Consider the following 19213-nt stretch of genomic DNA (forward strand, 5'->3'; position numbering starts at 1 on the left):
TGTTATTTGATTTTAAGTGAATTTTTAAGTGCGTTTGAGAATGCTTCGGCAAGCGCAAGACGTTGAGCTCCGGTTTGCACGTTTTCTAATAAAATATTCGTGACCATATTTCCTAACGCCATTAAAGACAGATCCACCGGCGCTTTGTGTTTTTCAAGGATTGCGATTAAATCGCCGGATAACGCATCGAATTGTTTGCTTTGATATTTTGATTGAGTTGCCATAGTAAAAATTTCATAAAAAAATATTAATAATATTAACATAAAATTTAATGGAGTGAGAGTAACAAGCGGTAAGATTTTTGTATAAATTTGCGAATTTATAATGCAAAAGGCTTATTCGTCACTATATATCGAAGCATTTTTTCTTTGATTATTTAAATGAATAAATATAGAATGAACGCTTGTTCATTATGTGGCGGATGGGAGATTTTATGTCTAAAAAAGAGAGGCTGAATGATATGGCTCGCCAGATTTTATCAGCGGCGGAGTTGCTCATTGCAAAGGAAGGTTTGCAAAATTTATCGATGAGGAAAATCGCAAGTGAAGCCGGTATCGCAACAGGCACGCTTTATCTCTATTTCAAAACGAAAGACGAGTTACTGGATTGTTTGGCGGAACAATTACATGAACGATATTATCGTTATCTGAATATTCAGTTTAATCCGAACAGTTCTTTTTTTGATCAGTATCGTGAGATTTGGAATAGGAAAAGGCACTTTCTTACGGATAATCCCATCATTGCGGCAAATTTATCTCAATACCAAGCGATGCTAGGTTTTAACAGTATTTTATGCCGAATAATGAATGATTCCGAATTTATTTGGAATCGTTTTGTTGAAGAAGGTAAAAAGCAAGGTGTAATTATACCGCTTCCTAATGATCTACTTTATTGTATGAGTATCGGGGTGGCTACGGATATTGCTTATTTGGAACAAGTCAAGCAAGAACCCGTATCAACGGAATTTTTCGAGGAAACTATCTTACGGACTTGGAAAGCGATTGCTTGCTAAGGAAGTTTTTCATTTTATTTTACGGAGAGACTATGACGACGGAAAACCAAAAGCCGGGTAAAGGCAGAAAGTTTTTGATTGCGATAACCTTAGTTGTTGTTCTCGTTGCCTTTGTCGGGGTGGCGGGAATGCAAAAATTTATTGCAGGTAAAAAGGCGGAAGCGGCGGCAAATATGCCGGAAACCGTGAGTGAAATTACGGCAATGACGATTTCAACACAAGAATGGACACCGAGTATTTCTGCGGTAGGTTATATCAGACCGAATCAAGGTGCGATGTTAAGTGCCGAGGCGTCCGGTACGGTAACAAAAGTTCATGTGCGCTCGGGACAACGTGTGAATAAAGGCGATTTATTGGTCGAATTCGATAGTGCGGTGGAAGAAGCGACATTACGCGCGTCGCAAGCGCAATTACCGAATGTGAAAGCCAATTACGAACGTTATCGCAATCTTATCGCATCAAACAGTGCGTCTAAGGCGGAATTTGATAATGCGCAATCGGCTTATAATCAATTATTGGCAAATATTGAATCTTTAAAGGCTTCAATCGCTCGTCGTAAAGTTTATGCGCCGTTTAACGGACTTGCCGGTATCGTAAATGTGAATGTCGGACAATACATTACGACGGGTACGCAAATCGTACGTGTTGAAGATCAAAGTTCGATGAAAGTGCGTTTTACCTTACCGCAAACCGATGTTGAGAAAATCGTGGTAGGACAAAAAGTGACTGCGGTGGTCGATGCGTTACCGGGACAAACTTTCCCGGCGAGTATCGTTGCAATCGATCCGGCGGTTGATCATACGACGGGGTTAATCAATGTGGAAGCGGTAATTACTGAAAATCAGAACAAATTATTATCGGGAATGTTCGCACGCTTAAACGTTGCGTTACCGACGGAAAAAGATCAAATCGTCGTACCGCAAATAGCGGTAACTTATACTATGTACGGCGAAACCCTTTATGTCTTACAACCGCTTTCCGAAGCGGATAAACAATTAGCGACCAAAATGGCGGAACAAAATCCGAAATTAAAAGTGGAAAAAATGTATCGTGTAAAACAGGTGGAAGTAAAAACATTAGATCGTAGCGGTATTTATGCACAATTGGCAAAAGGCGTAAAAACCGGTGATTTAATTGTAACGGGCGGATTCCAACGTTTAAGCAATAACGCACTTGTTATTGTTTCTGATCAAGAAGCGGTCGGTGTGACTCAACCTGCTAAAGAAAGTAGACTTTAATTGAGGTAATCAATGAAATTTACTGATATTTTTATTAAACGTCCGGTACTTGCCGTTTGTATTAGTTTGCTAATTACCATTTTAGGTTTGCAATCTATTAACAAACTTCAAGTACGCGAATATCCCGAAATGACGATTTCCATTGTCACGGTAAAAGTCAATTATTCGGGTGCGGATGCAAGCCTTATGCAGGCATTGGTAACTTCTCAAATTGAAGAAGCGGTAGCGCAGGCGGATAATATCGACTATGTTACTTCATCAAGCGGTCCTAGTTCTTCCACGACAACGATTAAGATGAAGTTAAATACCAATCCGCAAATGGCGCTCGCGGATATTTCTGCGAAGGTAAATGCGATTCGTGCAAATTTGCCGAGCGGTATTGACGATCCGTCCATTAGCGTTTCGTCCGGTTCGAACGATGCGTTAATGTATATCCGTTTCGTTTCGGATGAACTTTCTACACCGCAAATTACCGACTATATCAATCGTGTGGTTAAACCTCAATTCTTTACGGTAAACGGCGTTTCGAGCGTAGATATTTTCGGTGCGGCGAACTTCGGTTTACGTATTTGGTTAGACCCGGACAAAATGGCGGGAAATAACCTTTCCGGTGCGGCGGTATTATCGGCGTTAAGTGCGAATAACTTAAATACGGCTGCCGGTAATGCGAACGGTTATTACACGGTTTATAAGAACAAAGTGGAATCCAGTACGCCGTCTGTCGAAGAACTGGAAAACGTAACCATTTCGACAACTTCCGACGGTCGTATCGTTAAACTTAAAGATATTGCAAAAGTTGAATTGGATAAATATCAAGACGCTTCCCGAGCTATCGCAGACGGTAAAGAAGCGGTTGTATTAGCGGTTAGTGCCGCAACAACGGCTAACTCGCTTACGGTGGCAAAAGATATTTATCCGGTATTTGACCTTATCACTAAAAATTTACCGTCGTCAGTGAACGGTCAAATTATGTATGATAAAACGGTTGCAATTAACAGCTCGATTAATGAGGTAATTAAAACTATCGGAGAGGCGACAGTTATCGTATTAGCGGTAATCATTCTTTTCTTAGGATCATTACGCGCAATGATTGTGCCGATTATTACTATTCCGATTTCATTGATCGGGGTGTTATTCTTCCTGCAAATGTTCGGATTCTCTATTAACTTATTAACCTTGTTAGCGTTAGTGTTGGCAATCGGGCTTGTGGTGGACGATGCGATTGTGGTGTTGGAAAACGTCGAACGCCACGTAAAAGAAGGGAAAACACCGTTTGATGCGGCGATCATCGGTACACGTGAAATCGCCTTACCGGTAATTTCAATGACCATAACACTTGCTGCGGTATATTCTCCGATGGCATTAATGGAAGGCGTTACCGGCTCTTTATTTAAAGAGTTTGCACTAACGCTTGCCGGTGCGGTATTTATTTCAGGGATTGCGGCATTAACCTTATCTCCGATGATGTCCAGCCGAGTATTAAAAGAGCATAATGAAGAAAACGAAAGTCGTTTCTCAAAATGTATCAATACAATGCTAGATAAAATGACCGCTTGTTATACCAATATGTTAAGAGGTGTGATGTCGGTACGTTGGTTAGTGGTTATCTTTGCAATGAGCATTTTTGCGGTATTACCGACGTTATTAACTTCTCTTTCCAGTGAGGTTGCACCGACAGAAGACCGTGGATTCGTGGTCGGTATCGGTAACGGCCCGTCCAATACCAACTTAGATTATACGCAAGCGGCAACAGAAAAATTTAATGAAGAGGTCGGGAAAATTCCGGAAGTCGCATCGATGATGACTGTTTCCGGTTTTAACGGCGCAAACAGTGCCTTATCAATTATTTCATTAAAAGACTGGAGCGAGCGTGAGCGTGAACGTAAACCGATTTCGGCGGACGTTTCTGCAATTGCGAAAAACGTAGTCGGTATGGATATTAACGCAATTTCCTTCCCGGAAATTTCAACCGGTGAAAACGGTTTACCGTTCTCATTGGTAATTACTACGGCGGATAATTATGTGAAGCTAGCCGATGTCGCGAACGACTTCTTGAAAAAAGCGCAAGCATCGGGTCAATTCTTCTTCTCAAGTTTGGATTTGAAATTTGATACGGTCACGATGAAATGGAAATTTGATCGTGAGAAAATGGGGACATACGGCGTAACGATGCAACAGGTAAGCGGTACGTTAGGAGCATATTTATCCGGCGCGATTATTACGCGTGTTGATATCGACTCTCGTGCTTATCCGATTGTGTCGCAAGCGGTTCGTCAAGATCGATTAAATCCGCAGGATTTGGTTAATTACTATGTAACCACCGCAAGTGGCGAGTCCGTGCCGTTAAGTTCGTTTGTTTCTTTAGAATTATCAACGGAACCGGCGGCGTTACCTCGTATGAACCAGTTAAATTCCGCAACGATTTCCGGTGTGGTATCCAGCTCAATCGGTGATGCGGTAAATTGGGCTAAAGCGGAGCTTGATCGCAGCTTACCGCAAGGTTATCAATACGACTTTAAATCCGAAGCGCGCCAATATGTACAAGAAGGTAATGCAATGGCGATGACATTTGCTTTAGCCGTCGTGATTATCTATCTTGTTCTTGCGATTCAGTTTGAATCTTGGCGTGATCCGATGGTAATTTTGGTTTCGGTACCGCTTGCATTAAGTGGCGCTTTAGTCGTACTAAATGTGTTAGGTATTGCCGGAATAGCCGGTGCAACTTTAAATATCTATTCGCAAGTAGGTTTAGTAACGTTAGTCGGTTTGATTACTAAGCACGGTATCTTAATGTGCGAAGTGGCGAAAGAAGAACAGTTACATAACGGCTTATCCCGTTTTGATGCGATCGTTCATTCGGCAACTATTCGTTTACGCCCGATTATGATGACGACCGCGGCGATGGTGGCCGGCTTGATCCCGTTATTGTTTGCAATGGGTGCAGGGGCTATTGCTCGTTTCAGTATGGGGATGGTGATTGTTGCCGGTTTAAGCATCGGGACATTATTTACCTTGTTTGTACTACCGGTTATTTATACCTTCTTAGGACAAGAGCATAAACCGCTTCGTGAATTCGACGAAGAAAAATATGCTAAAGCATCCGTAGAAAAAATCGAGCATACCGGTATGTAATCGATTAAATGGTTGAAAAGCTCCGTCAATACGTCGGAGCTTTTTTATATCTTTTAATCAATAAAATCGCAGAAGTTCCAGAACTAATCGAACGAATTTATATCAAAAATTAATAAACATGAAGAAAATGTATTTTAGCAATATGTAGTTCATTCTGTTTATGGCGTTTTTCTATTACAATATTATAGTATTTATTTAATTCATTAAGGGATTACACAATGACTCAACTAAGCGTAGTAATTTTAGCGGCGGGTAAAGGTACTCGTATGTATTCTGATTTACCCAAAGTGCTTCACACCGTTGCAGGTAAGCCGATGGTTCAACATGTTATCGATACGGCAAAGCAGATCGATGCCAAACAAATCCATTTAATTTATGGCCACGGTGGCGAATTATTACAACAACGCTTAAGTTCTGAGCCGGTAAACTGGGTATTACAAGCGGAGCAGTTAGGCACGGGGCATGCAATGCAACAGGCTGCGCCGTTCTTTGCAGACGATGAAAATATCTTAATGCTTTACGGTGATGCGCCGTTAATTACCAAAGAAACCTTAGAGCGTTTGATTGCGGCAAAACCGGCAAACGGTATCGCATTATTAACCGTAGAATTGGAAAACCCGACCGGTTATGGACGCATTATTCGTGAAAACGGCTCGGTGGTTGCAATTGTAGAACAAAAAGATGCGAATGCAGAACAATTGAAAATTCGTGAAGTGAATACCGGCGTAATGGTAGCGAGCGGTGCCAGTTTCAAAAAATGGCTGGCTAATTTGAATAACAATAATGCACAGGGCGAATACTATATTACCGATGTAATCGCTATGGCAAATCAAGACGGCTATAAAGTTCAAGCGGTACAAGCGAGTGAGTTTATGGAAGTTGAAGGGGCGAATAACCGTTTACAACTTGCCGCATTAGAGCGTTTCTACCAAAAAACGCAAGCGGAAAAATTACTGTTAGCCGGCGTGCGTTTAATTGATCCGGCTCGTTTTGATATTCGTGGTAGCTTAACTCACGGTAAAGATGTTGAAATTGATGTAAACGTCATTATCGAAGGTAAAGTAAAACTGGGTAATCGTGTTCGTATCTGTGCAGGTTGTGTACTTAAAAACTGCGAAATCGGCGATGATGTAGAAATTAAACCGTATTCTGTGATTGAAGATGCGGTAGTGGGTAAAGCGGCACAAATCGGTCCGTTCTCTCGTTTACGTCCGGGGGCAAATCTTGCGGAAGAAACTCATGTCGGTAACTTCGTTGAGATTAAAAACGCACAAGTCGGTAAAGGATCAAAAGTAAACCACTTAACTTATGTCGGTGATGCGGAAGTGGGGAGCAATTGTAATATCGGTGCGGGTGTAATTACTTGCAACTATGACGGTGCAAACAAATTCAAAACGATTATCGGTAACAATGTGTTTGTCGGCTCGGACAGCCAATTAGTCGCACCGGTGACTATCGCAGACGGTGCAACAATCGGTGCGGGTGCAACCGTAACTAAAGATGTGGCGGAAAACGAGTTGGTGATTAGCCGTGTACCACAACGTCATATTCAAGGCTGGCAGCGTCCGACAAAGAAAAAATAGCGGATTAACCTCAAAATATAAAAATTAACAAGCGGTCGTTTTCGCAGATTTTTTTGCAAAAACGACCGCTTGCTTTTTTGATATTTATATGGATTTCAATCTATTTTTATTCTACCTCAAAATAGATCGAATAGTGTTTCTGACAGCCGCTATTAAATTGTGCTTGGCAGTAAGGGCAATGCGTAACCTGCATATATTGCCGAATGGTTAAAGTTTGTCGGCAATTACCGCATAAAATTGCGTGCTTATCAAATTCAGTTGCTTGCCAGCGTTCAATATCGTGTGTTTCACAGGCTTGATGACATTGATAGCAGGGGTAAAATTTATTACAACATTTGAATTTAATGGCGATAATATCCAGTACCGAATGATAATGCTGACAGCGTGTTTGATCATCTACCGTTAAACCGTAAACCTTAAACATACGCTAGAAACCTTTCCCGTTAAACCAATTCACATAATCCAATTGGTCATAATATTTCTTACCGTCCCAGCCGGAAAACTCGAATAAATCGCCGACTTGCGTTTGATTTTCAAATCCTTCGATATAAAAAGCCGATTTTGATTCCGGATAAGGCTTATGGGTAAAGACCACTTTATTTGCGAACGGCAAGCGGTCGAATTCTTGCAAATCTTGGTAAGTACAGCCGTCACGATCGGTCATCATCACAAACAGGTTATCCAAATTAATGCGTTTGCTACGTTCCGCCCATTTACTTGCCGCTTCTTGCTCGGAATTATAGTGCATAAAATGAATGGTGAGATCATCCAATTTCCCGACCGGATAGTTCTTTTCAGAGGCGATAAAGGTCAGTTCAGCCTGCATATAGTGCGGCATATTTTTTAAGTATTTCAAAAAGTCGGTCGGAGAGAGATATAAATTCACAAACGGAGAACGAAATTGTTCGTTCAAATCGTGCAAAATAAATGCGCCGTTACAGTTAATCGATAGTACGGACATCGTGTGATTTTGTAATTGTTGGCGGTTTCGGCGATTAATCGTTTTACGTAGAAACTTATTTAATGCCTTTTTAGCGAGTTTTAACATAGACGGCTCTCAAGTTAGCAAATAGATTTTATATTTTATAGAAATTTAGCTGTCGGGAAAATATGACATTTTATTCGTGATTAAATTCTTATGTTTTATATAATTGTATAAAATCTAGTGAATAGGAAAAAGGCTTATTTTTCATTTAGATAGCTCGCAACCGTTTGCTTGACGGTTATTTGAGAAACAGATCACAAACTTACTAAAAAGATGAAAGAAATCATTTTTATTTATGTTATTTTCCGCTAGGCTATATATGTTTTATCATTTATTTTTTAGTATAAGGAATTGCTATGAGTACAATTTTTACTATCGCACAAAACTGGTTGGCACAAGATCCGGATCAAGAAACTCGTGCCGAATTAGTTCGACTTATCGAAGCAGCGCAAGCAGGCGATGAAAAAGCCTTAGCGGAATTGACCGCTCGTTTTGACGGTCGTTTACAATTCGGCACGGCTGGTTTACGTGGTCGCTTACAAGCAGGTTCTATGGGGATGAACCGAGTATTAGTGGCTCAAGCTGCCGGCGGTTTAGCGGATTACTTGAAAGGCTATGATAAAGAACCTTCAATCGTTATTGGTTATGACGGTCGTAAAAACTCGGACGTGTTTGCACGTGACACCGCGGAAATTATGGCGGGTGCAGGTATCAAAGCTTACTTATTACCTCGTAAATTGCCAACGCCTGTACTTGCATATGCAATTAAATATTTTGATACTACAGCAGGCGTTATGGTAACCGCAAGCCACAACCCACCGGAAGATAACGGTTATAAAGTGTATTTAGGTAAAGCAAACGGCGGCGGTCAAATCGTTTCGCCAGCGGATAAAGATATTGCGGCATTAATTGATAAAGTGGCGGCAGGTAATATTGCGGATCTACCACGTAGCCAAGACTTTACCGTATTAGATGATGAAATCGTAGAAGCATATATCGAAAAAACAGCTGCATTAGCGAAAGAGCAGGCAGCAGAGATTAACTATGTTTATACCGCAATGCATGGTGTCGGTTATGAAGTGTTAAGCAAAACGTTAGAAAAAGCCGGCTTACCGCAACCGCATTTAGTGGCAGAACAAATTCAACCGGACGGTTCTTTCCCAACCGTGAATTTCCCGAATCCGGAAGAAAAAGGTGCATTAGACTTAGCAATTAAATTAGCGAAAGAGAAGAATGCGGAATTTATCATTGCAAACGACCCGGATGCAGACCGTTTAGCGGTAGCTATGCCGGATGCACAAGGTAACTGGAAAGGTTTACACGGTAACGTTGTTGGCTGTTTATTAGGTTGGTATTTAGCTAAACAGTATCACGCACAAGGTAAACAAGGCGTATTAGCTTGTTCATTAGTGTCTTCGCCGGCATTGGCTGAAATTGCGAAAAAATACGGTTTACAATCGGAAGAAACTTTAACCGGCTTTAAATATATCGGTAAAGTAAACGGCTTATTATTCGGTTTTGAAGAAGCGTTAGGCTATTTGGTTGACCCTGATAAAGTACGTGATAAAGACGGTATTTCAGCGGCTATTGTGTTCTTAGATTTTATCCGTAACTTAAAAGCACAAGGTAAAACGTTGCAAGACGCAATCACCGATTTCAATAATGAATTCGGTGCTTATGTAAGCGGTCAAATTTCAATTCGTGTTAGCGATTTATCTGAAATCGGTAAATTAATGACGGCGTTACGCAACAACCCGCCGAGTGCAATCGGCGGTTTCAACGTAGCTCAATTAATTGACCATACGAAAACGGATCGCCAAAGCGATATTTTGGTATTCGTATTAGAAAACGGCAGCCGTTTAATCACTCGTCCGTCCGGTACGGAACCGAAAATTAAGTTCTACTTAGATGCGAAAGGTAAAGATGCAGCGGATGCAGATAAAGTATTAAGCCAATTTGACGAAAGCGTACGTGAATTGCTACGCCAAGAGCAATACGGCAAACAAGATTGCTAATTAGCATAAAGAAAAGCCCTGTGTTTACAGGGCTTTGAGCTATTTTTGAAATGAATTGAAATTAACTGAAAAGCGGATTTTTTATTCCCATTCAATCGTTGCAGGCGGTTTACCTGAAACGTCATATACCACGCGAGAAATGCCGTTTACTTCATTGATAATACGGTTTGAGATTTTACCGAGTAAATCGTATGGTAAATGCGCCCAATGTGCGGTCATAAAGTCGATAGTTTCTACCGCACGGAGTGAAACAACCCAGTCGTATTTACGACCGTCACCCATTACACCCACCGATTTTACCGGAAGGAATACGGTAAACGCTTGGCTTACTTTGTAATACCAATCCGCTTTGTAGAGCTCTTCGATAAAGATTGCATCCGCTTTACGCAGTAAATCGCAGTATTCTTTCTTGATTTCACCTAATACACGCACACCTAAACCCGGACCCGGGAATGGGTGGCGATTTAACATTTCTGCCGGTAAACCAAGTGCTAAACCAATTTTACGTACTTCATCTTTGAATAATTCACGTAACGGTTCCACTAAACCGAGTTTCATATAATCCGGTAAGCCGCCTACGTTATGGTGAGATTTAATCACGTGCGCTTTACCGGTTTTGCTCGCAGCAGATTCGATAACGTCAGGGTAGATTGTGCCTTGTGCCAACCATTTTACTGAGGTCAGTTTTTTCGACTCATCATCGAATACATCGACAAACACTTTACCGATGGTTTTACGTTTTGCTTCCGGTTCATCAATACCTTTTAACGCATCTAAGAAACGGTCTTCGGCATTTACACGAATGATATTTAAACCGAATTTATCGCCGAACATTTCCATCACTTGATCGCCTTCGTTTAAACGAAGTAAACCGTTATCCACGAATACGCAGTGTAAGTTTTTGCCGATTGCACGATGTAGAAGAAGTGCGGTTACTGATGAATCCACGCCGCCTGATAAACCTAAAATGACTTCGTCATCGCCTACTTGCTCTTTAATACGAGCGACAGCGTCTTCGATAATATTTTCTGCCGTCCATTTACATTCGCAACCACAAATGCCTACTACGAAGTTAGTTAATAACTCTAAACCGCTTTTCGTATGAGTTACTTCCGGGTGGAATTGCACACCATAGAAACGACGGCTTTCGTCTGACATTGCTGCAATCGGGCAAGTTGGCGTTATACCTGTTACTTGGAAACCTTGCGGTAAACGAGTTACTTTATCGCCGTGGCTCATCCAAACGTCTAATTTCGGCTCGGAAGCGGTCAAATTATCGTTTAATTTTGCAAATAACGCATCGGTCGCTTGTAAATCAACGGAAGCATAACCGAATTCACGATGATCAGAAGTTTCAGTTAAACCGCCTAATTGCATCGCCATGGTTTGCATACCATAGCAAATACCAAGTACTGGCACGCCTGCGTTAAATACATACTCCGGCGCACGAGGGCTGTTTTCTTCAGTGGTACTTTCAGGACCACCTGAAAGAATGATCCCGGTCGGGTTAAATTCACGGATTTGTTCTTCGGTGACATCCCACGCCCAAAGCTCGCAATAAACCCCAATCTCACGCACACGACGTGCGATTAATTGCGTGTATTGTGAACCGAAGTCCAAAATTAAAATTTTATGATTGTGAATGTTGGTCATTTTGTTTCTCTGTTTTATTGTTTAATTGGTTTTATTGAAAGGTAAGTTCCACCTTTGGGATCAGCAATATAATAAATATCAAATTTTTCGGTATGATTACAACCTGTTGCAGTCCAAATTTCGTGTGCATTCCCTTGCTTAGGGATCTCAATAATTTCAGTATAAATAGAGCCAGGGATACAATTATGATCAGCTCTGAAAAAAGTATTTATCATCATTTCAGTATCAAATTTAAGAAAATAATCCGCAGTAGTATTTCCTGAATATGATGGACCGAAAATAGCACAACCCGATAGTAATAATGTTACTAATGTAGATAACTTTTTCATTTTATATACTCTCAGACCTAAATTATTTAAGGAATAATCAAGCGGTCAAATTTTGCAAAAAATTGGCAAAATCCGACCGCTTGTCAAGATTAACCCATACGATAGTTAGGTGCTTCTTTAGTAATCGTTACATCGTGAACGTGGCTTTCTTTGATACCTGCACCGCTAATACGTACAAATTGTGCTTTAGTTCTTAGATCTTCAATGGTTGCCGAGCCGGTTAAGCCCATACAAGAACGTAATCCCCCCATTTGTTGGTGGATGATTTCTTTTAAGAAACCTTTGTAAGGGATACGGCCTTCGATACCTTCCGGTACTAATTTATCTGCCGCGTTGTCCGATTGGAAATAACGATCTGAAGAACCTTTGCTCATTGCACCTAATGAACCCATACCACGGTAAGATTTAAATGCACGACCTTGGTAAAGTTCGATTTCACCCGGTGCTTCTTCGGTACCGGCAAACATAGAACCTACCATCACACAGCTTGCGCCCGCTGCGATTGCTTTTGAAATATCGCCGGAGTAGCGGATACCACCGTCAGCAATAACCGGAATACCACGACCTTCTAATGCCGCCGCCGCTTCTGCAATTGCAGTAATTTGCGGTACACCTACGCCGGTCACGATACGAGTAGTACAGATCGAACCCGGACCGATACCGACTTTTACCGCGCTTGCACCGGCATCCGCTAATGCGATTGCACCTTCGGCAGTTGCGATATTACCGGCAACAATCGGTAAATTAGGATATTTTGCACGGGTTTCACGGACACGTTGTAATACGCCTTCAGAATGACCGTGCGAAGAGTCGATTAATAACACGTCCACTCCTGCTTTTACTAACGCATCAATACGTTCTTCATTACCCGGACCTGCACCAACCGCTGCGCCGACACGTAAACGACCGAATTCATCTTTACACGCATTCGGTTTTTGTTCCGCTTTTTGGAAGTCTTTAACGGTGATCATACCTTTTAGTTTGAAGTTATCATCAACCATTAATACTTTTTCAACGCGATGTTGATGCATTAATTCAAGGATTTCTTCACGATTAGCACTTTCTTTTACCGTGACTAAACGTTCTTTAGGCGTCATTACTTTAGCAACCGTTTTAGTTAAATCTCTTACAAAACGTGTATCACGTCCGGTAATAATACCAATCAGATTATTTTCACTGTCCACTACCGGATAGCCGGCAAAACCGTTTTTCTTAACTAATTCCGCAAGCTCGGCAAGCGTAAGATCCGGAGAAACCGTTACCGGCTCGGAAACGATACCGCTTTCGAATTTCTTCACTTTACGCACACGATCCGCTTGGCGTTCGATCGACATATTTTTATGGATAAAACCGATACCGCCTTCTTGTGCTAAAGAAATGGCTAATTTCGTTTCGGTAACGGTATCCATCGCCGCCGAAAGCATCGGGATATTAAGACGAATATCTTTAGTAAGTTGAGTTGAAAGATCTGCGGTATTCGGAAGCACGGTAGAGTGTGCAGGGACTAGAAGAACATCATCGAATGTGAGGGCTTCTTGTTTGATACGTAGCATTGCAATAGTTCCTTTGAGATTCAAATAAAAAAATAGGTATGGGAAAAATTGCGAGCGGATTATACAGAGGTTTCCTTTTTTTGTAAATTTGAATTTTGGCAAACGATTGCTTTTTGCTGAAATTTTGATGAATATTTTTGTTTATTACAAAAATTTAACTTTCCGATAGCTTTTCTCTCTTGAATTGAGTTAAATTGCCCTTATTATGGTAAACTATATTTTTTAGGTAGATAGAGAAGAGATTATTAGAGAATGGGCAGAAAAAGAAGTGCCAGTTCCTCTCGCTGGTTGGCGGAGCATTTTAAAGACCAGTTCGTACAGAAAGCACACAAACAAAAGTTGCGTTCGCGCGCTTATTTTAAATTGGATGAAATTCAACAAACCGACCGTTTGTTCAAACCGGGCATGACCGTAGTGGATTTAGGTGCGGCACCGGGCGGTTGGTCTCAATATGCGGTAACACAAATCGGCAGTAAAGGTCGTATTATTGCTTGCGATATTTTGGACATGAATCCGATTGTCGGTGTGGACTTTTTACAAGGCGATTTCCGAGAAGAATCGGTACTGAATGCGCTGTTAGAGCGTGTCGGTGATGATATGGTGGATGTGGTAATGTCGGATATGGCGCCGAATTTCAGCGGTATGCCGTCGGTCGATATTCCGCGAGCAATGTACTTAGTTGAACTGGCTTTGGATATGTGCCGTCAAGTGCTTGCACCTAAAGGCAGTTTTGTCGTCAAAGTATTCCAAGGTGAAGGCTTTGACGATTATTTAAGAGATATTCGCGCAATGTTTACGACGGTGAAAGTACGTAAACCGGAGGCTTCTCGAGATCGTTCAAGAGAAGTTTACATTGTCGCAACGGGATATAAAGGTTGAGATAAGCGGTCAAATTTTGCAGAAATTTTGTAAAATCCGACCGCTTGTTAAAATGAAGATAACGAATTTTTTATTCTAAAAGAGGAAATTAACCTTGAACGATATGGTTAAAAATATAGTCCTTTGGGTAGTGGTCGCTATCGTGTTGATGACTGCTTTTGAAGGGTTTAATTCAAACTTTGGTAACAACAATACGGTTGCTTATTCAACTTTCTTGAACGATATTAAATCGAATAACCTCAAAGAAGTGGATTTCAAACGTAACGATGAAACCATTTCCGTGACTAAAAACGACGGTACGCAATACCAAACCGTAATGCCGATGTATGACGAATACTTATTAGCGGATTTGGCGAAAACAAACGCTACCGTGACCGGTCAGCCGGAAGAACGTCGCGGTTTGTTATCTCAAATCTTAATCTCGTGGTTCCCGATGATAATGCTGATCGGCTTCTGGCTGTTTTATATGCGCCAGATGCAAGGCGGAGGCGGTCGAGGCGCAATGAGCTTTGGTAAGAGCAAGGCTAAAATGCTGACGGCAGAGCAAGTTAAAACACGTTTTACCGATGTTGCGGGCTGTGATGAAGCCAAAGAAGAAGTCGGTGAAGTGGTGGACTTCTTAAAAGACCCGAGTAAATTCCAAAAATTGGGCGGACGTATTCCAAAAGGTATTTTGATGGTCGGCCCTCCGGGTACGGGTAAAACATTATTGGCGAAAGCGATTGCCGGAGAAGCGGGCGTACCGTTCTTTACGATGGCGGGTTCCGACTTCGTAGAAATGTTTGTCGGTGTCGGTGCTTCTCGTGTGCGTGATCTTTTCGAACAAGCGAAGAAAAATGCACCTTGTATCATTTTTATCGATGAAATTGATGCGGTAGGTCGCAAACGTGGCGGAGCCGGTTTCAGCGGCGGTCACGATGAGCGCGAACAAACGCTTAACCAAATGTTAGTTGAGATGGACGGTTTTGAAGGTTCGGAAGGGGTGATTATTATTGCTGCGACTAACCGTGCCGATGTGCTTGATGACGCTTTAACTCGTCCGGGACGTTTCGACCGTCAAGTAACGGTCGATTTACCGAATGTAAAAGGTCGCGAGCAAATCTTAAAAGTACATATGAAAAAAGTACCGCTTGCACCGGATGTTGATCCGATAGTGGTCGCACGCGGTACGCCGGGCTATTCGGGCGCACAATTGGCAAACTTGGTTAATGAAGCGGCATTATTTGCAGCGCGTAAAAATCAGCGCGTAGTCACTATGCTCGATTTTGAGCAAGCACGCGATAAAATCAATATGGGACCGGAGCGTCGTTCAAATACGATGACGGAAAAAGAATTGATGAATACCGCTTATCATGAAGCCGGTCACGTAATTGTCGGTTATTTAATGCCGGAACACGATCCGCTCAATAAAGTGACGATTGTGCCGCGCGGTCAAGCGCTTGGTTTTGCGCAATTTTTACCGGAAGGCGACCGTGTGAGCGAAACCTTTACTAAGTTAGAAAGCCAGCTTTCAACCTTATTTGCGGGACGAATCGCCGAAGGACTGATTTTCGGTGAAGATAAAATTACCACCGGTGCGTCTTCGGATATTCACCGTGCGACACAAATTGCTCGTGCGATGGTAACGCAATGGGGCTTCTCGAAAGCGTTAGGCCCGTTATTCTATCAAAATGAAGACGGTATGGGCGCAATCAAAGGCGTATCGGAAGAATCGCAAAAACTGATTGACCAAGAAATGCGTAAGCTTATTGATCGTAACTATGAGCGAGCGAAGAAAACCTTAGAAGACAATATAGATATTTTACATGCGATGAAAGATGCGTTGTTAAAATATGAAACCTTAGATCGTAAACAAATTGACGATTTAATGAATCGTCGTCCGGTTGGTGAACCGGCGGGTTGGAACGATAAAGGTGATGACAGTTCGTCAAGCGATTCCGCAACGACATCAAAAAGTGATGAAGAACAGCCGTCTAAAGATGTTCCGCATACCGATGCGGTAGCCGATAAGCAGGCGGATGCTTAATTATTCGTCATAAATGAATAAAGCCGAGAAGCGAAAGTTTCTCGGCTTTTTTGTGTAAGAAATTGTCGATTTTACAAGCGGTTGAATTTCATTGGAAACTTACAACGGATAAAGTGAAACTAAGTCATTGATTCTAAATGGTGTAATAATATGTTTACAGTGAAATTTTTTCGTTACATTTTGTTTTTGTTCTTGTAGAATACCTCGACTGATAACAATCTTAGAGGTTATAAGAATATGCAAAATAAAACTTTTGGCAGCACATTGATTGTGGCGGGGACGACAATCGGTGCGGGAATGCTGGCGATGCCTCTCACTTCTGCGGGAATCGGTTTCGGCTGGACGGTGGCATTACTCATCGCACTTTGGTTATTATTGTCATTTGGTGCGTTATTATTCGTAGAACTTTATCAAAATGCCGAAAGTGATGCGGGTATCGGTACTTTAGCCGAAAAATATTATGGAAACTTCGGTCGAATCGTTTCTACCGCAGTGTTAGTGATTTTCCTGTATGCAATTCTTTCCGCTTATGTGTCCGGAGGAAGCTCGTTATTGGCAGGTATCATGCCGACGATCGGCGATAGCGAAACCACCAAAAGAATTGCAGGTGTGATTTTTACCCTTGTGTTCGGTACTTTTGTGGTTATCGGGACAACCAGTGTGGATGTGGTAAATCGTATTCTTTTCTTAACGAAAATCGGTGCGTTTTTCTTAGTCTTGGCATTATTATTACCGAATATTTCCGTGGATAATTTACTTGAAATGCCGATTGATAATGCGCTATTGATTTCCGCTACACCGGTTTTCTTTACGGCATTCGGCTTCCACGGTTCAATTCCGAGCTTAAATAAATATTTAGACGGTAATGTCAAAGCGTTACGTATTTCGATTTTAGTCGGTACGGCGATTCCGTTAGTCGCTTATGTATTATGGCAGCTTGCAACACACGGTTTATTGAATCAAACCGAATTTTTACAATTGATTGAGAAAGATCCGACATTAAACGGTTTAGCGGAAGCGATTCAGCAAATGACAGGCAGTTCGTTAATTGGCGGTACGGTTAAATTATTCTCGGCATTGGCGTTGATCACCTCATTTTTAGGGGTTGCATTGGGTTTATTTGAGTGTTTAGAGGATCTATTTAAGCGAGTACATATTAACGCGCCTCGAATTTCACTCGGTCTTTTAACCTTTATTCCGCCGATGTTATTTGCCTTTTTCTATCCCGAAGGTTTTATTGCTGCATTAGGTTATGCAGGGCAAATGTTTGCTTTCTATGCGCTAGTTTTACCGATTGCGATGGTTTGGAAGTTCCGTAAACAATATCCGGAGGCTAAATACAAAGTATTCGGCGGAAATATTGCATTGTTAGTTGCATTATTATTAGCAATATTTATTATTAACGTTCCATTTATTATTGAAGCGGGTTATTTACCGAAAGTAGTGGGATAATAGGGAGTGTAAGCGGTCCGATTTTGCTAATTTTTTACAAATTTCGACCGCTTGTTAAAATTAAATTGTAAACACAATGATTGGTTATATTAGAAATGAAAAATAAAATTTTAGGTAGTGCGTTAATGATTGCCGGCACTACGATTGGTGCGGGGATGTTAGCGATGCCGCTGACTTCTGCGGGAATGGGATTCGGAGCGACGGTTGTTTTACTGGTTTGTTTATGGGCGTTATTGGCTTATACCGGTTTATTGTTTATGGAAGTGTATCAAACTGCTCCCAAGCAAGACGTCGGCGTAGCGAGTCTTGCAGAGCAATATTTCGGCATAACCGGACGAGTATTGGCAACCGCAAGTTTATTGATTTTGCTTTATGCTTTATTAGCCGCCTATATTACCGGCGGCGGCTCGTTGCTTTCGGGATTACTACCTGAAATCGGTGATGCGCATACCACGACTCAAGTAGGGATTTTACTCTTTACCGTATTACTCGGTTCGTTTGTCGTGATTGGGATTAAAGGCGTTGATGGTTTAACTCGTTTATTATTTATCGGGAAAATCGTTGCTTTTGTCTTTGTATTACTAATGATGCTACCAAAAGCAAAATTGGAAAATTTAACCGCTGTACCGTTAGATAATCTGTTTGTTGTTTCAGCCGTGCCGATTTTCTTTACTTCGTTCGGCTTCCACGTGATTATGGCGAGTATCAATACCTATTTAGATGCGGATATTCGTAAAATTCGTATTGCGATTTATATCGGTACCGCGATTCCGTTAGTGGCGTATTTATTGTGGCAACTTGCAACCCACGGCGTTTTAACGCAAGCGGAATTTGTGGAGATTTTAAAACAGGATCCGACCTTAAACGGTTTGGTTAAAGCAACCAGTCAAATTACCGGCAGCACGATTTTAGGCGAAATGGTACGTTTATTCTCGGCACTTGCATTGATTACCTCATTCTTAGGTGTGGCAATGGGCATTTTTGAGTGTGTTGGTGATTTATTAAAACGTGTGAATTTACCGGCAAATCGTTTATGGCTGACCTTAGCGACCTTTATTCCGCCGGTATTGTTTGCATTATTCTATCCGAACGGATTTATTGCGGCGTTAGGTTATGCGGGTTTATTATTTGCATTCTACGGCATGTTATTGCCAATCGGTTTGGCGTGGAAAGCGCGCCAGCAACATCCTAATTTGGCGTATCGCGTGATTGGCGGCAAAGCTGCGCTGATAGTCGCACTAATTGCCGGCATTATTATTATGATTATTCCGTTCCTTATTCAGCTGGGGTACTTGCCGCAAGTTGCAGGTTAAATATAAATGCCAAGCGGTCAGAAATTGCAGAAATTTTGCAAAT

The 19213-nt window shown here is 41.7% G+C and carries 15 protein-coding genes; 9 read left to right on the top strand and 6 right to left on the bottom strand.

Going from position 1 to position 19213, the window contains the following annotated elements; translation table 11 throughout:
- Positions 1–2 precede the first annotated feature (2 nt).
- Positions 3–224, bottom strand: a complete 222-nt coding sequence (locus DRF63_RS03180; RefSeq protein ID WP_005596816.1) for a YejL family protein — start codon at positions 222–224, stop codon at positions 3–5.
- A 209-nt stretch (positions 225–433) separates the two neighbouring features.
- Here DRF63_RS03180 and DRF63_RS03185 point away from each other — a divergent pair, with 209 nt between their 5' ends.
- The 4 genes from DRF63_RS03185 (at position 434) to glmU (ending at position 6965) form a co-directional block, all read left to right on the top strand.
- On the top strand, positions 434–1012 hold the full coding sequence (locus DRF63_RS03185) for a TetR/AcrR family transcriptional regulator (protein ID WP_005618884.1): 579 nt from the start codon (positions 434–436) through the stop codon (positions 1010–1012).
- A 32-nt stretch (positions 1013–1044) separates the two neighbouring features.
- Entirely contained in the window at positions 1045–2250 is a 1206-nt protein-coding gene (locus DRF63_RS03190) for an efflux RND transporter periplasmic adaptor subunit (protein WP_005596818.1), read from the top strand.
- 12 nt (positions 2251–2262) lie between these two features.
- Positions 2263–5382, top strand: a complete 3120-nt coding sequence (locus DRF63_RS03195; RefSeq protein WP_005596820.1) for an efflux RND transporter permease subunit — start codon at positions 2263–2265, stop codon at positions 5380–5382.
- A 218-nt stretch (positions 5383–5600) separates the two neighbouring features.
- Complete coding sequence (gene glmU / locus DRF63_RS03200; protein ID WP_005596823.1) at positions 5601–6965, top strand: bifunctional UDP-N-acetylglucosamine diphosphorylase/glucosamine-1-phosphate N-acetyltransferase GlmU; 1365 nt, start codon at positions 5601–5603, stop codon at positions 6963–6965.
- Between the two features lie 106 nt (positions 6966–7071).
- Here the strand turns inward: glmU and DRF63_RS03205 are convergent, their stop codons facing one another.
- Positions 7072–7389, bottom strand: coding sequence for a CHY zinc finger protein (locus DRF63_RS03205; protein ID WP_005596827.1), 318 nt, complete (start codon positions 7387–7389; stop codon positions 7072–7074).
- Between the two features lie 3 nt (positions 7390–7392).
- Positions 7393–8013, bottom strand: coding sequence for a DUF1919 domain-containing protein (locus tag DRF63_RS03210; RefSeq protein ID WP_005596829.1), 621 nt, complete (start codon positions 8011–8013; stop codon positions 7393–7395).
- 293 nt (positions 8014–8306) lie between these two features.
- Between DRF63_RS03210 and DRF63_RS03215 the strand changes: the two genes are divergently transcribed.
- Entirely contained in the window at positions 8307–9965 is a 1659-nt protein-coding gene (locus tag DRF63_RS03215; protein ID WP_005596831.1) for a phospho-sugar mutase, read from the top strand.
- 81 nt (positions 9966–10046) lie between these two features.
- Here DRF63_RS03215 and guaA read toward each other — a convergent pair whose 3' ends face one another.
- The 3 genes from guaA to guaB form a co-directional block, all read right to left on the bottom strand.
- A complete protein-coding gene (guaA, locus tag DRF63_RS03220; RefSeq protein WP_005596834.1) occupies positions 10047–11618 on the bottom strand; it encodes a glutamine-hydrolyzing GMP synthase in 1572 nt (523 codons plus the stop codon).
- Positions 11619–11632: 14 nt separating this feature from the next.
- A complete protein-coding gene (locus tag DRF63_RS03225) occupies positions 11633–11947 on the bottom strand; it encodes a hypothetical protein (protein ID WP_005618885.1) in 315 nt (104 codons plus the stop codon).
- An 89-nt stretch (positions 11948–12036) separates the two neighbouring features.
- The gene (gene guaB / locus DRF63_RS03230; RefSeq protein WP_011848436.1) at positions 12037–13500 is read right to left on the bottom strand and encodes an IMP dehydrogenase; all 1464 of its coding nucleotides are present in this window, start codon (positions 13498–13500) and stop codon (positions 12037–12039) included.
- Positions 13501–13752: 252 nt separating this feature from the next.
- Between guaB and rlmE the strand changes: the two genes are divergently transcribed.
- The 4 genes from rlmE (at position 13753) to DRF63_RS03250 (ending at position 19170) form a co-directional block, all read left to right on the top strand.
- Positions 13753–14379, top strand: a complete 627-nt coding sequence (gene rlmE / locus DRF63_RS03235) for a 23S rRNA (uridine(2552)-2'-O)-methyltransferase RlmE (protein WP_005596838.1) — start codon at positions 13753–13755, stop codon at positions 14377–14379.
- A gap of 103 nt (positions 14380–14482) precedes the next feature.
- A complete protein-coding gene (gene ftsH / locus DRF63_RS03240) occupies positions 14483–16405 on the top strand; it encodes an ATP-dependent zinc metalloprotease FtsH (RefSeq protein WP_043991791.1) in 1923 nt (640 codons plus the stop codon).
- Between the two features lie 237 nt (positions 16406–16642).
- Complete coding sequence (locus DRF63_RS03245) at positions 16643–17857, top strand: aromatic amino acid transport family protein (protein ID WP_005596842.1); 1215 nt, start codon at positions 16643–16645, stop codon at positions 17855–17857.
- A gap of 95 nt (positions 17858–17952) precedes the next feature.
- A complete protein-coding gene (locus DRF63_RS03250; protein ID WP_005596844.1) occupies positions 17953–19170 on the top strand; it encodes an aromatic amino acid transport family protein in 1218 nt (405 codons plus the stop codon).
- The last annotated feature ends 43 nt before the right edge of the window (positions 19171–19213 follow it).

It is taken from the genome of Actinobacillus pleuropneumoniae, assembly GCF_003290385.1.
GTDB classification, from domain to species: domain Bacteria; phylum Pseudomonadota; class Gammaproteobacteria; order Enterobacterales; family Pasteurellaceae; genus Actinobacillus; species Actinobacillus lignieresii.

Bases quoted from the DNA above. Each gene is read 5' to 3' on its own strand.
- guaB (WP_011848436.1), bottom strand. From the start codon at position 13,500: ATGCTACGTATCAAACAAGAAGCCCTCACATTCGATGATGTTCTTCTA.
- DRF63_RS03250 (WP_005596844.1), top strand. From the start codon at position 17,953: ATGAAAAATAAAATTTTAGGTAGTGCGTTAATGATTGCCGGCACTACG.
- DRF63_RS03185 (WP_005618884.1), top strand. From the start codon at position 434: ATGTCTAAAAAAGAGAGGCTGAATGATATGGCTCGCCAGATTTTATCA.
- guaA (WP_005596834.1), bottom strand. From the start codon at position 11,618: ATGACCAACATTCACAATCATAAAATTTTAATTTTGGACTTCGGTTCA.
- glmU (WP_005596823.1), top strand. From the start codon at position 5,601: ATGACTCAACTAAGCGTAGTAATTTTAGCGGCGGGTAAAGGTACTCGT.
- DRF63_RS03195 (WP_005596820.1), top strand. From the start codon at position 2,263: ATGAAATTTACTGATATTTTTATTAAACGTCCGGTACTTGCCGTTTGT.
- DRF63_RS03180 (WP_005596816.1), bottom strand. From the start codon at position 224: ATGGCAACTCAATCAAAATATCAAAGCAAACAATTCGATGCGTTATCC.
- DRF63_RS03245 (WP_005596842.1), top strand. From the start codon at position 16,643: ATGCAAAATAAAACTTTTGGCAGCACATTGATTGTGGCGGGGACGACA.
- rlmE (WP_005596838.1), top strand. From the start codon at position 13,753: ATGGGCAGAAAAAGAAGTGCCAGTTCCTCTCGCTGGTTGGCGGAGCAT.
- DRF63_RS03215 (WP_005596831.1), top strand. From the start codon at position 8,307: ATGAGTACAATTTTTACTATCGCACAAAACTGGTTGGCACAAGATCCG.
- DRF63_RS03225 (WP_005618885.1), bottom strand. From the start codon at position 11,947: ATGAAAAAGTTATCTACATTAGTAACATTATTACTATCGGGTTGTGCT.
- ftsH (WP_043991791.1), top strand. From the start codon at position 14,483: ATGGTTAAAAATATAGTCCTTTGGGTAGTGGTCGCTATCGTGTTGATG.
- DRF63_RS03190 (WP_005596818.1), top strand. From the start codon at position 1,045: ATGACGACGGAAAACCAAAAGCCGGGTAAAGGCAGAAAGTTTTTGATT.
- DRF63_RS03205 (WP_005596827.1), bottom strand. From the start codon at position 7,389: ATGTTTAAGGTTTACGGTTTAACGGTAGATGATCAAACACGCTGTCAG.
- DRF63_RS03210 (WP_005596829.1), bottom strand. From the start codon at position 8,013: ATGTTAAAACTCGCTAAAAAGGCATTAAATAAGTTTCTACGTAAAACG.